Consider the following 13,373-nt stretch of genomic DNA (forward strand, 5'->3'; position numbering starts at 1 on the left):
CTGGATCGCGACGCGAAACAAAACGGAAAACGGGACAAGACGGCATGATCGACATCGGCTTCGCCAAGACCGCACTGCCCGAAAGCGGCGCCCTCGCTTTGCTGCTGGCCGAGGGGGCGGCGCCGGAGGGTGTGGCGGCCGCGCTTGATGCGGCGCTCGAAGGCGGGCTTGCCCGCGCGATGGCGGCGGCGCGCTTCACCGGCAAGCGCGGGCAGACCGCGACGCTGATCGCACCCGGCGCCGGTCTCGACCGGGTCGCGCTGGTCGGCCTCGGCGCCGCCGACGACATCACGCCGCATCGCGCCGAGCGCGCCGGCGCTTCAGCCGCAGCGCTGCTGCTGAAGGAACCGCTTGCCGCGCTGGCCGCCGATGCGCTCGATCCCGCCCTGCTCGCCCATGCTGCCCTCGGCGCGCGGCTGCGCAGCTACCGGTTCGACCGCTACCGCACCCGCCAGAAGGAAGAGCAGAAGCCGAGGCTCGCCCGCCTCACCGTGCTGGCGCAGGATGCCGCCGCGACGCGCACCGCCTTCGCCCCGCTCGCCGCTCTCGCCGCCGGGGTGGAGCTGACGCGCGATCTCGTCTCCGAACCCGCCAACATCCTCACCCCGGCCGAGATGGCCGACCGCGCGAAGGCGCTGAAGTCGCTCGGCGTGAAGGTCGAGGTGATGGACCAGCGCGATCTCGAGAAGCGCGGCTTCGGCGCGCTGCTCGGCGTTGCCCGCGGCAGCGTCAACGAGCCGCGCGTGGTGGTGATGCAATGGCTCGGCGCCTCCGAGCCCGAAGCCCCGGCCCGCGGCCGCAAGGCGCAGGCGAAACAGGCGGCGAAGCCCGCGCGCAAGGAGCGCGCCGCCCCGCGCGATCCGCTGGTCTTCATCGGCAAGGGCGTCACCTTCGACACCGGCGGCATCTCGCTCAAACCCGCCGCCGGGATGGAGGACATGAAATGGGACATGGCCGGCGCCGGCACGGTGATCGGCCTGATGGCCGCCCTGGCCGGGCGCAAGGCGCGGGTCGATGCGGTCGGGCTGGTCGGCCTGGTCGAGAACATGCCCTCCGGCAGCGCGCAGCGGCCGGGCGATGTCGTGACCTCCCTGTCCGGCCAGACGATCGAGGTGCTCAACACCGACGCCGAAGGGCGCCTGGTGCTCGCCGACGTGCTGACCTACGCGCAGGAGCGGTTCAAGCCGCGCTTCATGATCGACCTCGCGACGCTGACCGGCGCGATCATCGTGGCGCTCGGCCACGAGAATGCCGGCCTGTTCTCAAACGACGACACGCTGGCCGGGCAACTCGCCGAGGCGGCGAGGATCACCGGCGAGGGCGTATGGCGCATGCCGATGGGCGAGGCCTATGACAAGCTGATCGACTGCGACATCGCCGACATGAAGAATATCGGCGGCGGCCGGGCCGGCGGCTCGATCACCGCGGCGCAGTTCCTCCAGCGCTTCGTCGACAAGGTGCCCTGGGCGCATCTCGACATCGCCGGCATGGCCTGGGCAGGCAAGGACGGCGCCGTGGGCCCAAAAGGTGCGACCGGCTTCGGCGTGCGCCTACTCGACCGGCTGGTGGCCGACCATTACGAGCGCTGAAGCCTCCGGCCTGCTGCGCGCGGCGGGCGGCGCGATCCCGCGGGTCCGCCTCGTCGGCGCGGCGAAGCCGGCGCCCTTGCCCATACCGCAGCCGGCGGACCCCGAATTCATCGCGCCGGAATGGATAGCGCTTCACGCCGAGGCGCCGCGCGCGCCCTTCGATCTTGCCCTGCTCGGGCCGATGCGGGCGCGCCTCGCCGGGCCTGGGCTGGTCTGGCATGGCGGCGCGCTGCTCGACGACGAGAGCGTCATGCCCGTCTATGTCCGCCGGATCGTGCAGCAGGAGGACGGGGCGATGCCGGCGCATCTCGCCGCCCTGCCGGTGCGGCGCGAGACCCGGCCGGGCTTCGTCTTTCACGGCTGGGGCGTGCGGGTCTATGGCCACCTGCTGATCGAGATGCTGCCGAAGCTGCTGCTGGCCATCCGGTTCCTGTCGCTGCTCGACGGGGTGCGCCCGGTGCTCGACCGCGAGATGCCGGACTGGTTCATCGCGATCATGCGCGATCATTTCGGTATCGATACATACGAGGCGATCTGGTACGATTCCGCACGGGAACAGCTCGATCTCGACCACGCCATCGTCCTGCCGCTGCTCGGCCGGACAGGCGGGTATCATCCGCTCACGGGCGGGCTGATCGACCATATGCTCTCCCGCATCGCCCGCCCGCCGGCGACGCCGATGACGCGGATCTTCGTTGCCCGCGGCGATTTTGCCAACCCGCATGCGCCGCTGCGCCGCTACGCCAACGAGGAGGAGATCGCCGCCATCGCCCGCGACGAATTCGGCTTCGCCGTGCTGCGGCCGGAAACCCTGCCCTTCGCCGAACAGATGGGGCTGTTCGCCGGCGCGCGGGCGATCGTGGGGCCGATGGGCTCGGGGCTGCACAACGCGATCTTCGCCGGGCCGGACTGCGTGACCGGCGTGATCCGCTGCCACGCGCTCGACCAGTCGGCGATCGCGGCACTGCGCGGCCAGCGGATCGGCCTGCTTAGCGAGGGCATCCACGAGACCGCGCCGCAGGCCTATACCGTGGAGCCCCGCCGGTTCCGCCGGTTCCTCGCGGCGCTGCTTCAGTCGTGACCCGCGATGCGGTCGGTCAGCGCCAGCAGCAGGCCGGTAAGCACGAGGGCGAGCATCAGGCCTGACTGATACAGCACGACCCGATCGGGCTCTGCGCGGACTTCGAGAAACACCCGCAGGACATGCACCGCCGCGATCACGGTGATCGAGCCCAGCATTTTCAGCTTGAGCCCGCCGAAATCGATGCTGCCCATCCATTCCGGCCTGCGGTCGCCTTCCGCCAGGGTGATGCGCGCGACGAAATTCTCGTAGCCCGAGAGAATGACGAGCACGATCAGGTTGGCGGTGAGCGAGAGGTCGATCAGCGACAACGTCGCCATGATCACCTGCGTCTCGCTCATCGCGATCAGGCCGGGCGCGGCATGGATAAGCTCGACGATGAACCGCGCGACGATCAGCGCCAGCAGCACCAGCATCGCGAGATAGAGCGGCGCGAGCAGCCAGCGGCCGCCGAACAGCAGCGCCTCGATGATGCGCACCACGCCGCCATTGCGGCGGGCCGGGCCTTGATCGCTCATGCGATGGTCTCCGAAGTGACGGGTTGGCGGACAAGTTCCGCCTGCCGGGCCAGCCGCGCAAGCCCGTCATCGATCGCGGGCAGGCCTACCGGCAGGGGCAAGGGCGGCGGATCTGGCAAAGCAGGGTCGAACCAGGCGGCGAGCACCTCGCCCCAGGCCCGGCACCCGGCCCTCGCCGCCACCTCCAGGCGGGGTTCGAGGGCCAGCGCCGCCAGCCGGCCGGCCGTGCGGCGCAATGCGGCATCGGTGACGATCGCGGCGCGCAGCAGCTTGTCGTCGTCGCGATGCGGCTCCATCATCACCCGCGCGATCGACGCTTCGAGATTGTTGCTCGCCAGACCCGCCTGCCGCCGCGCGGCCTCCGGCGGCGGCGCATCGCCGGCCAGATGGGCGAAAGTCGCGACGAGATAGGCCCGGTGCGCGGCGACGGCCTCGCGCCGCGCTGCGCCAAGCCGGTTGCCCTCGAAACTCGGCCAGAGGGCGAGATTGGCGGCAACCGCGAGGATGCCACCGGCCAGCGTGAAGCCGACGCGCGAGGCGGCGACAACCCACTGGTTCGCCCCCGGATCGATCTGCTCGATCAGCAGCACGATCATCGGTGTGAGCAAAACGACCCAGGCGCTGTAGTTCACCCCGCGCACCGCGAAGGCGAACAGGGTAAGCGGCACCATCGCCATCGCGAGTTCCTGCCTGGTGTGAACCAGCAGGCCGATGCCGGCGGCGAGCAGCCCACCCGCCACGGTGCCGCCGACGCGCTCGACCGCGCGGACCCAGGTGGCCGAGAAATGCGGCTGCAACACAAGAATCACGGTGATGGCGAGCCAGTGGCCGAACGGATTGCCAAGCCAGGCAACGAAAGCGAGAACCAGCGTCGCGACCAGCGCGGTGCGCAGCGCATGGCGCAGCGGCACCGACGCCAAGGTGAGATTGGAGCGCAGCGGCGCGAGGATCGCTTCCTTCAGCCCCGGCTGCGCGCTCTCGGCCGCAACCGGCGCGCCGGGCGCGTTCGAGACCGTGATAAGCACCGAAAGCCGGTCGAGAGATGCGGCCAGCGGCCGGCGTAGTGCCGGATCGCCCCCGTCAATGGCGACTCCATCGCGCAGCGCCGCAAGAGCGGCGCGGAACGAGGCGGTATCGAGCGACTGGCCCGCCTCCAGCGCCGGCGCCATCGCCGCCAGCACGTCGCCGATCCCGGCCACCGCCCGTCGGGCCGCCGGATCATCGGTGCCACGGGCCGCCATGTCCTCGCCCAGTGCGATCAGCGCGCCGAACAGCTGATCGAAGGTGGCGATGCGCAGAACGAGCGCGTTCGCCCGCTGGCTGGCCGCGCCGCGCCGGCGGAGCGTTGCCTGGGTCACGGCGCGGGCACGCTCGATCGCCTCGCGCACCGCCCGACGATGGCCGCGGGCATGCAGGTCGAACCCGGTCTCGCCCTCGGCATCGGCCTTGCGCGCAGCAAGGTCGCGGGCAAGCTCGGCGAGCGCCAGCGCCGCATCGGCCAGCGCGGCGCGCGCCGGGCCGAACGGGCGGATGCGCCAGAGGGCAAGGGTCAGGATCGCGGCTTCCGCGGCCCCCGCCCAGAAGCCGAACGCCGCATGCAGTGCCGCGACCGGGGAGCCGGTCGGCATGTCGAGCGCCAGCACGATGGTGACGCCGAGCAGATTGCCCGCGAGCAGCCCGCCCTGCCCATAGATCCGCGCGAGGCTGCAACAGAAAATGCCAAACCCCGCAACCGGAATGGCCAGCAGCGGGCTCACCCCGTCCAGCAGCCGGAACAAACCAAGGCAGATCGCCCCGCCGACGCCGAACACCAGCATGGGCGGCAGGCGGGCGCGCAGCGCGCCGCCGGGATCGGTAAAACAGGCCAGCAGCGCGCCGAGCGCGGCAAGGCCGAGCTGCGGCAGGCCGAGCACGGCGCCGGCGCCCAGCGTGCCCGCGACGGCAATCGCGGCGCGTACCCCCTCAAGCAGCGAGACGGCACGGAAATTCAGGGCGAGGCTGCCACCCGCCAGCGGCAACCCGGCGCGATCGGTCAGGCGCGGCCGGGCATCAGCCCGCGTCATCATCCGGCGGGCCGAACGTGCCCGAGCGCGGGAAGCCGGTCGGCGGCAGCCGTCCGGCCTGCCCGCGCGCGCCCAGCCATTCGGCAAGCCGCGTCTCGGTGCGCAGCTTGTCACCGAGGCGCCAGCTCAACCCGGCGGCAAGGGTGAAGCCCTTGGCATCGGCCAGCCCGCCATCCTTGTATTTCTGCAGCATCACACCGGCGCCGCGCGCCATTTCCGGCACCTGATCGAGCGGAAAGACCAGCAGCTTGCGGTTCTGCCCGATCACCGCGAGATGATCGCCCGCAACCTTGCGGCACAGCAGGGCCTCCTGCCCCGGGCGGACGGCGAGGATCTGCTTGCCGGTGCGTTTCTCCGCGCCGAGTTCCGCGCCAGCCACGATGAACCCCCGCCCGTCGGTGCCGGCGACGAGGTAACGCGCCTCGGGTTCGGCGACGAAGAGCGCCGTCACCTCGTCCTCGTTGCCGAGATCGACCATCAGCCGGATCGCCTGGCCATCGCCGCGGCCGCGCGGCAGCTCGGCGGCGCGCAGGCTGTAGACGCGCCCATTGGTCGCGAACACCGTTACCCGATCAAGGCTGGAGCAGCGCAACAGCGCCTTCAGCCGGTCGCCCTCCTTGAATTTCAGCTCGGACTCGGCCACGGCATGACCCTTGAGCGCGCGGATCCAGCCTTTTTCCGATAGGATCACGGTGAGCGGCTCGCGCTCCACCAGCGCCTCGACCGCCACCTCGGTGACCGGCGCCGCACCGCTGATCGTGGTGCGCCGCGCCCCCGGACCGCCGCCGAATGTCTTCGCCGTCGCCTCGATTTCAGCCTCGATCCGCGCCCAGCGCTTCGCCGGGTCGGCGAGCATCGCATCCAGCGCCTTGCGCTCGGCGGTCAGCGCCTTGTGTTCCTTGCGGATTTCCATCTCCTCAAGCTTGCGCAGGCTGCGCAGACGCATGTTGAGGATCGCCTCGGCCTGGGTATCGGTCAGGGTAAAGGCGGCGATGAGGGCGGGTTTCGGCTCGTCCTCGGTGCGGATGATGCGGATCACCTCGTCGAGATTAAGAAAGACCGCGAGATAGCCTTCGAGGATTTCCAGCCGGCGGGCGATCGCGGCGAGCCGGTGGCGGGAGCGCCGCTCCAGCACCACGTGCCGGTGATCGAGCCATGCCAGCAGCATCTCGCGCAGCCCCATCACGCGCGGCGTGCGGTCGGCGTCGAGCACGTTCATGTTCATGCTGAACCGCTGCTCGAAAGCGGTGGCGCGGAACAGGCTCGCCATCAGCATGTCGGGATCGACGGTGCGCGATTTCGGCTCCAGCACGATTCGCACACGCTCGGTGCTCTCGTCGCGGATATCGCCCAGCAAAGGCAGCTTGCGCTCGGCCATCAGCTGCGCGACCTGCTCGATGAGCCGGGATTTCTGCACCTGATACGGAATTTCGGTGACCACGATCTGCCACGTCCCGCCCTTGAGATCGCTGCGGCTCCAGCGCGCCCGCACCCGCAGCGAGCCGCGGCCGGTCTCATACGCCGAGAGCAGGGTCGCACGGTCCTCGACCAGTTCGCCGCCGGTCGGGAAATCCGGCCCCTGCACGACATCGAGCAACGACGCGGTGTCGGCGTCCGGATGACGGATCAGATGGATCGCGGCGGCGCACAGCTCGGCCGCGTTGTGCGGCGGGATCGACGTCGCCATGCCGACGGCGATGCCGGCCGCGCCATTGGCCAGCAGGTTGGGAAACGCGCCGGGCAGGACGACGGGCTCGGAATCCTCGTTGTCATAGGTCGGGCGGAAATCGACGGCGTCCTCGTCGATCCCTTCCAGCAGCGCGGCGGCGACCTCGGTCAGCCGGCTTTCGGTGTAGCGCATCGCCGCGGCGTTATCGCCGTCGATATTGCCGAAATTGCCCTGCCCCTCGATCAGCGGATAGCGCGAGGCGAAATCCTGCGCGAGGCGGACCAGCGCCTCGTAGATCGACATGTCGCCATGCGGATGGAACTTGCCCATCACGTCGCCCACCACGCGGGCGCATTTCTTGAAGCCCGAGCCCGGATCGAGCCGGAGCTGCCGCATCGCGAAGATCAACCGGCGATGCACCGGCTTCAGCCCGTCGCGGACATCCGGCAGCGATCGCGCCATGATGGTCGAGAGCGCATAGGCAAGATACCGCTCGGAAAGGGCGGTGGCGAGTTTCGTGTCCTGAACATTGCCCAGGAGATCATCGGGCATCGTCGTCTCCGTTCAGTCTGCGGTTCAGCCGGTCATAGAGGTCGAGCCGGGCCGTGGGAAGCGGGGCATGGCGCGCGCCGAACGCATCGCGGGTGAGGAAATGGCCGGTAAGCGCCAGCCCGTCGCGGCAGGCGGCAAGGTCGGCCTCGTCGTCGGCGCCGTCCTCATCGAGCAGGAAGCCCGGCAGCCTCAGCAGCCGCGGCGCCCAGTCCCCGGCGGCTTCACGCGCCACGGCGCGGCCGGTGCGCGGCGAGACGAAGGCGAGATCCTCGGCCACACCGGACAGCGCGCAGCACGACAGGTCAAGCCCGTAGCCGAGTTCGCGCAGCAATTCGAGTTCGAAGCGCACCAGCGCTGGCAGCGCCGCGCCGGCGACGCCGATGCCCCCCAGCAGCCGTGCGAGCCGGATGAAGACGCCGCGATGCGCCTCGCGCTCCGGCAGCGCGCCGGCCGCAACCGAACAGGCCGCGCGCAGCACAGCCAGCGCCAGCTTGTCCGCCATCGCGATCGCGGCGGCGGGGTGCACCAGCTCGCCGCTGAGACTGCCAAGCTGTTCCGGCAGGCGCGCGACCCAGCGGGCGTTGATCAGATTGCCTTCCTGCCAGGTCGCCGCGCCGCGCCGTCCGGCCCCGCCGCGCGCGAGGCCATGCCAGGCGCCATGCGTCTCGGCAAGGACAACGGCGCGCAGGTCGCTCTCGCCGAACGCGGCGACGCTGAGGACGATCGCCGGCTCGCTCCACTCCACCCGGAAGGCCCGTCGCCGTTCAGAGCAACGCCGGATCGTGGAGTTCGAGCCACCCGCCCTGCCCGTTCCCCTCGGCCACCGTCGCCTCGAAAACAATCTCCAGCTCGCCGAAAAACACCGGCAGGTCGAACCGCCAGATCACGCTTTCGCCCGGCCTGATCTCGCGCGCGGCGCGATGGATCGTGCGGCCCGTGTCCGCGGCGGCGAACCCGATCGCAAGCCGGGTCGGTGCGACCGGCGCGGGCAGCAGCCGCAACCCCGCCTCGAACCCTGAAGCGCCGGCGGCGAAGCAGCGCAGCGCAAGCCGCACCGCCTCCCCGCCGGCAGGCGGGGCGAGGCAGAACCCGGTCTCTCCGGCCGGTCGCCAACCCTGCGCCGGCATGGTGCAGGCGATGGTCTCGCCGGCAAGGTCGAACACCTTCTGGCGGCGCGACGAGGCGCGCGGCCCGGCAGCGGCGCGATCGAAGGTAACATGACGCGGCGCCCTCCCAGCCCGCCAGGCCGGCGGCGCCAGACGGTCGGCCAGCGCGATCTCCGCCCCCGCAGCCCCAACCCTGACCATGATCCGTCTGAAGGCGGACAGATCGCCGTCGATCGCGGGGTTGGCGAGGTCGGGGCAAACCGCCGGGTCGATCACCAGCAGGTCGGCATCCTGCCAGCCGAAATGCCGCAACACCTGGCCGAGGCCGAGTGTCGCGATCTCGCCGTTCGGATCCGCCACCAGCAGCTCGCCGCCGGTCGCGGGATCGGTAAAGACCGAAAGGCGGGTGCCAGCGACGCCGACGGGATTGTGGACGGTGGCAATGCGTCGCCACGGCAGCGTGTTGAGCGCGTGCAGCCGGGCGCGGTCCGGCACCGGCTCGACGCTGACCAGCCCGGCATCCGGATAGGATGCGGCAAGTGCCACCGCGAGATAGGCATCGCCGATCACCATGATCCGGTGCGGCAAAAATGGCAGATCGAGCCCGCCGCCCGCCTCCCGCACCGCCGCGATGGCAGCCGCCGCATCGCCGCTGCCCGCGCGGATCCACAGCGGATAGGCAAGGCTGGGCAAGGCGACACTCACCAGCCCGATCCGCCCGGCCACCGCCGCGCCCACAAGACCAGCGGCGTCCTCCGCCACCGGGCGGCGGTCCGCGGCGGCCGCCGCGCCGGCATTGCCCTCGCCCGCGGCAAGCCGGCGGGCGATATCGCGCCGCATCGCCGCGGTGAGCGCAACCGGCGGGCGGGGCTGAAACTCTTCCATCGCCGTCCCGTTCAGCCGGCCAGCGCCGCTTTCGCCACGCCCGCGAGATAGCCGGCGGCAACCGGCAGGATCGCGTCGTTGAAATCGTAGTTCTGATTGTGCAGGAACGCGCCCTGGTCGGCAGGGCCATTGCCGATCCAGGCATAGGCGCCGGGAATGTCCTGCAGGAACCAGCCGAAATCCTCGCTCGCCATGGTCGGCGGCAGGCCGGCGAGAACCGGCATCCCACGCTCCTGCGCCACGCGCCGGCCCATTGCCGCCTCGTCCTTGTGGTTGATGGTCGCGGCGAGCCGTCGCTCGAAGGTCACCTCGCCGCGGCACCCCATCGCGGCGGCGGTGTGCCCGACGATCTCGCGAATTCGCGCGGCGACGCTGTCGAACACCTCGGGCAGCAGGGCGCGCACCGTGCCGCGCAGCGTCACCGTGTCGGGCACCTGGTTGTCGGCCTCGGCCCCCCGCAGCCCGCAGATCGACACCACCGCGGCGTCGAGCGGATTGACGCTGCGCGCGACGACCGATTGCAACGCGACGATGATCTGCGCCGCGCAGACCACCGGATCGGCGGTCAGATGCGGCATGGCCGCATGGCCGGCATGGCCGTGGATGGTGATGCCAAGGCGCTCGCCCTGCGCCATCATCGGCCCGTCATGGATCATGATCGCGCCAGCTTCCAGGCCAGGCCAGTTGTGATAGCCGAAGATGCGCTCCATCGGGAACCGGCGGAACAGCCCGTCCTCCATCATCGCCAGCGCGCCGCCGAAGCCTTCCTCGGCGGGCTGGAACACGAAATGCACGGTGCCCGACCAGTCCGGGTCGTCGCGCAGCAGCATCGCCGCGCCGAGCAGCGAGGTGGTATGCCCGTCATGCCCGCAGGCATGCATCACGCCGGGGGTTTTCGAGGCATAGGGCAGGCCCGTCGCCTCGGTGATCGGCAGCGCATCCATGTCCGCCCGCAGGCCGACGCTGCGGTTGCCGCCGCGCCGCAGCGTGGCGACGACGCCATGCCCGCCGATCCCCGCCTCGAATGGAATCCCGAGCTCGCTGAGCCGTTCGCAGACGAACGCCGCGGTATTCTGCTCCTGCAACGAGAGTTCGGGGTGCTGGTGCAGGTAGCGGCGCCATTCGGTCAGTTGCGGGGCAAGACGCTCGGCATGGGTATCGGGCATGGATCACCTGTGAAGCTTGCGTGGCAGAGTATGCGCCGCCGCCGCATCGCGGCAAGGGGTGGCGTCGCCTCAGGCCAGGCGGTTCACGGAATGAGACAAGGTTTGCCGCATCGCGGCATGGGTGTTAATCGACAGAGGAGACGGCGTCCCGCGCCTTCAATTCGTGGGTGAATCCCAGGGACGGGCAGGCCGCCGCGACGCCGAGTTTTCAGAGTGTCCATCCTGAGCGTGAAACCCGGTGGTTTTCAGCTTCGGGACACTGGATAAGGAGCCGAGATGGATGAGCTGCTGGCCGGATATCGGCGGTTCCGCAACGGACGCTGGCCGTCGCAGCGGGAAACCCTGGAGGCGCTGGCGCGCGACGGGCAGAAGCCGCATACGCTCGCCATCGGCTGCTGCGATTCCCGGGTGACCCCGGAGATGATCTTCGACTGCGCGCCCGGCGATGTCTTCACCGTGCGCAACATCGCCAATCTCGTGCCCCCTTACGCGCCGGACACCGCCAATCACGGCACCTCGGCGGCGCTCGAATTCGCCGTGCGGGTGCTGCGGGTTCGGCGCATCGCGGTGATCGGCCATTCCTCCTGCGGCGGCATCGCGGCGCTGCTGCACGAGCCGCCGCCCGAGGCGCGCGATTTCGTGGCGAACTGGGTGCGGATCGCCGAGCCGGCCCGCAAGCGCGCCGCCCGCTTCGCCGACGATCCGGTCGAGGCGCCCGCCGCGCCGAGATCGAGAGCGTGCGGGTCTCGCTCGAAAACCTCATGACCTTCCCTGGATCGCCGAGGCGCACGAAGCCGGCCAACTCGGCGTCTATGGCTTCTATTTCGACGTGTCGAGCGGTACGTTGCGCGAGGTGACGGCGGATGGCGAGCGGCTGATTGCCGAAGCCTCGTGACGCGCGGGCAGGTCCCGGCACAGAAAGGCAGGACGATGGAAACGGCAGATCGCAAGGCCGACCGGAAATCGATCGGATCATGGGAACGCGCGAAGCGCAACGGCGAGCGCCGCGCCCTGATCACCGCCTATGACTATCCCTTCGCGAAGCTCGCCGAGGCCGCCGGGATCGACGGCATCCTGATCGGTGATTCCCTCGGCATGACGGTCCAGGGCGAGCGCGACACGCTGCGGGTCACGCTGGAGCAGATGGTCTATCACACCGGCATGGTCGCGCGCGGCGCGCCCTCCTGCCTGATCATGGCCGACCTGCCTTTCGGCAGTTTCGAGACCGGCCCAACCCAGGCCTTCGCCAGCGCCGCCCAGCTGCTCAAGGCGGGCGCCGACATCATCAAGCTCGAAGGCGGTGCGGCGATGGTCGAGACCGTCGGGTTCCTGTCCGCCCGCGCCGTGCCGGTCTGCGCGCATATCGGCCTGACGCCGCAGCATGTCCGCCAGCTCGGCGGCTTCCGCAAGCAGGGCAAGACCGAGGACGCGGCGGCGCGGATGATTGAGGAGGCCGGCGCGCTCGCCGAGGCCGGCGCGCGGATGGTGCTGATGGAGGCAATCCCGGCCGGGCTCGGCGCCGAAATCACCAAACGCGTCCGCGTGCCCACCATCGGCATCGGCGCCGGCAACGGGACCGACGCGCAGATCCTTGTGATGCACGACGTTCTGGGCCTGACCGGCGGCTATGTGCCCGGCTTCGCCAAGGTCTATGTCGATGGCGCCCGGGTGGTCCGCGAGGCGATCGGCGCCTACGCCGAAGAGGTCCGCGCCGGCGCCTTCCCGCCTGCCGAATAGGGCCTTAGCCGCCCGTCCGCGCCGCAGCGCTCAGCCGCCCTCCGCGCCACGGCGCTCAGCCACCCGTCCCGCGCCACGGCGCGGTGGCGGGCGGTCAGCGCCCCTGCTGCGGAATGGCGATGGTCGCCCGGCCCGGCCCGGCCGATCCGCCCGATCCGAAAATCCCGCAGCCGGAGAGCGTTCCCGCCAAGGCCAGCGCGAGAGCCAGGCCGATGATGCGCTTCGTCGTGTTCATGTCGCCTCTCCTTGGCCAAAAACAAACGGCGGACCGAAACGAAACGGGGCCCATACCCGATCCGGATATAGGCCCCATGACGTCGAACCGGAAGCAGGCTCAGCGCGAGTAGAACTCGACGACCAGGTTCGGTTCCATCTGCACGGGATAGGGAACGTCGGCCAGCTTCGGCGCGCGGGCGAAGGTGCCCTTCATCGCGCGGTGATCGACCTCGATATATTCAGGAACGTCGCGCTCGGCGCTCTGCACCGAGTCGAGCACCATGGCGAGCTGCTTCGACTTCTCGCGCACCTCGACGACATCGCCGTCACGCACCTGATACGACGAGATGTTGACGCGGCGGCCATTGACCAGAACGTGGCCGTGGCTGACGAACTGACGCGCGGCGAACGGGGTGATCGCGAACTTCATGCGATAGACCACCGCATCGAGCCGGCGCTCGAGCAGCTCGATCAGATTCTCCGAGGTGTCGCCCCGGCGGCGCACCGCCTCCTCGTAATACTTGTAGAACTGCTTCTCGCTGATATTGCCGTAATAGCCGCGAAGCTTCTGCTTCGCCATCAGCTGCACGCCGAAATCGGACGGCTTCTTGCGGCGCTGGCCGTGCTGGCCGGGGCCGTATTCGCGCTTGTTGATCGGGGATTTCGGCCGCCCCCAGAGATTGACGCCGAGGCGGCGGTTGATCTTGTACTTGCTCTCGGTACGCTTGGTCATGCGTGCCGCACTCCTTCTTGTTGACGCGGACATGCCGCTGATGTTGCACCGGTAGGTT

Annotated in this window: 12 protein-coding genes; 4 read left to right on the top strand and 8 right to left on the bottom strand. The window is 70.0% G+C overall.

What is annotated here, in order from left to right:
* Positions 1-44 precede the first annotated feature (44 nt).
* Both ACIDOCELLA78_RS89845 and ACIDOCELLA78_RS89850 read left to right on the top strand, forming a co-directional pair.
* A complete protein-coding gene (locus ACIDOCELLA78_RS89845; protein WP_201728843.1) occupies positions 45-1,589 on the top strand; it encodes a leucyl aminopeptidase in 1,545 nt (514 codons plus the stop codon).
* Positions 1,528-2,670, top strand: coding sequence for a DUF563 domain-containing protein (locus tag ACIDOCELLA78_RS89850; protein ID WP_249675903.1), 1,143 nt, complete (start codon positions 1,528-1,530; stop codon positions 2,668-2,670). The genes ACIDOCELLA78_RS89845 and ACIDOCELLA78_RS89850 overlap by 62 nt, the downstream gene beginning before the upstream one ends.
* Here the strand turns inward: ACIDOCELLA78_RS89850 and ACIDOCELLA78_RS89855 are convergent.
* The 6 genes from ACIDOCELLA78_RS89855 to ACIDOCELLA78_RS89880 are packed head-to-tail and all read right to left on the bottom strand — an operon-like array spanning position 2,661 to position 10,629.
* Positions 2,661-3,188 (bottom strand): YqhA family protein, encoded by a 528-nt coding sequence (locus ACIDOCELLA78_RS89855; RefSeq protein WP_201728844.1) that lies wholly within the window; start codon positions 3,186-3,188, stop codon positions 2,661-2,663. The genes ACIDOCELLA78_RS89850 and ACIDOCELLA78_RS89855 overlap by 10 nt on opposite strands.
* Complete coding sequence (locus ACIDOCELLA78_RS89860) at positions 3,185-5,251, bottom strand: FUSC family protein (RefSeq protein ID WP_201728845.1); 2,067 nt, start codon at positions 5,249-5,251, stop codon at positions 3,185-3,187. The genes ACIDOCELLA78_RS89855 and ACIDOCELLA78_RS89860 overlap by 4 nt, the downstream gene beginning before the upstream one ends.
* The gene (parC, locus tag ACIDOCELLA78_RS89865; RefSeq protein WP_201728846.1) at positions 5,238-7,472 is read right to left on the bottom strand and encodes a DNA topoisomerase IV subunit A; all 2,235 of its coding nucleotides are present in this window, start codon (positions 7,470-7,472) and stop codon (positions 5,238-5,240) included. Before parC ends, ACIDOCELLA78_RS89860 begins: the two co-directional genes overlap by 14 nt.
* Entirely contained in the window at positions 7,462-8,217 is a 756-nt protein-coding gene (recO, locus tag ACIDOCELLA78_RS89870) for a DNA repair protein RecO (protein ID WP_201728847.1), read from the bottom strand. Before recO ends, parC begins: the two co-directional genes overlap by 11 nt.
* A gap of 19 nt (positions 8,218-8,236) precedes the next feature.
* Complete coding sequence (locus ACIDOCELLA78_RS89875; RefSeq protein WP_201728848.1) at positions 8,237-9,463, bottom strand: hypothetical protein; 1,227 nt, start codon at positions 9,461-9,463, stop codon at positions 8,237-8,239.
* A gap of 11 nt (positions 9,464-9,474) precedes the next feature.
* Positions 9,475-10,629, bottom strand: a complete 1,155-nt coding sequence (locus tag ACIDOCELLA78_RS89880) for a M20 aminoacylase family protein (RefSeq protein ID WP_201728849.1) — start codon at positions 10,627-10,629, stop codon at positions 9,475-9,477.
* 276 nt (positions 10,630-10,905) lie between these two features.
* On the opposite strand from ACIDOCELLA78_RS89880, the gene ACIDOCELLA78_RS89885 reads away from it, so the two are divergent.
* Positions 10,906-11,394, top strand: a complete 489-nt coding sequence (locus ACIDOCELLA78_RS89885) for a carbonic anhydrase (protein WP_249675906.1) — start codon at positions 10,906-10,908, stop codon at positions 11,392-11,394.
* A 165-nt stretch (positions 11,395-11,559) separates the two neighbouring features.
* A complete protein-coding gene (panB, locus tag ACIDOCELLA78_RS89890; protein ID WP_201728850.1) occupies positions 11,560-12,366 on the top strand; it encodes a 3-methyl-2-oxobutanoate hydroxymethyltransferase in 807 nt (268 codons plus the stop codon).
* A gap of 94 nt (positions 12,367-12,460) precedes the next feature.
* Here the strand turns inward: panB and ACIDOCELLA78_RS89895 are convergent, their stop codons facing one another.
* Together ACIDOCELLA78_RS89895 and rpsD are read right to left on the bottom strand one after the other, a co-directional pair.
* Positions 12,461-12,601, bottom strand: coding sequence for a hypothetical protein (locus ACIDOCELLA78_RS89895; protein ID WP_201728851.1), 141 nt, complete (start codon positions 12,599-12,601; stop codon positions 12,461-12,463).
* 99 nt (positions 12,602-12,700) lie between these two features.
* Complete coding sequence (rpsD, locus tag ACIDOCELLA78_RS89900) at positions 12,701-13,315, bottom strand: 30S ribosomal protein S4 (protein ID WP_007423933.1); 615 nt, start codon at positions 13,313-13,315, stop codon at positions 12,701-12,703.
* Positions 13,316-13,373 lie beyond the last annotated feature (58 nt).

The sequence above is a fragment of the Acidocella sp. C78 genome, assembly GCF_907164655.1.